Below are 332 nucleotides of genomic sequence, written 5' to 3' on the forward strand. Positions count from 1 at the left end.
GGGGGCTTGACCCCTGATCCTGGACACGGGGTTTATGCGGCGGGGGCCAGCGTAGCCGGCGCCGGCCGGGCGTTCCTCTCGTAGGTGATCGGGGATTGCTGTCCGAGCCGAGAGTGGCGTCGGACGGTGTTGTAGCGGTGCAGCCAGCGGAACGCGGTGAGCCGTGCTTCGCGTTCGTCGGTGAAGGCGCGGCGGCCTTGGAGGGTTTCGCGTTTGAAGGTGGCGTTGAATGATTCGGCGGCGGCGTTGTCGGCGGAGCTACCGACCGCGCTCATCGACTGCCGAATGCCGGCGGCCCGGCAGGCTGCGGCGAAGGCCATCGATGTGTATTG

1 protein-coding gene is annotated in these 332 nt (G+C 68.1%); it reads right to left on the bottom strand.

The genetic code is table 11. From position 1 onward, the window contains the following. Positions 1-32: 32 nt before the first annotated feature. Positions 33-332 (bottom strand): integrase core domain-containing protein (locus tag I8N68_RS32555; protein WP_200216939.1); only part of this gene is annotated, 300 nt, incomplete at its 5' end.

It is taken from the genome of Micromonospora coerulea (assembly GCF_016598485.1).
In the GTDB taxonomy this organism is placed as follows: domain Bacteria; phylum Actinomycetota; class Actinomycetes; order Mycobacteriales; family Micromonosporaceae; genus Micromonospora; species Micromonospora coerulea.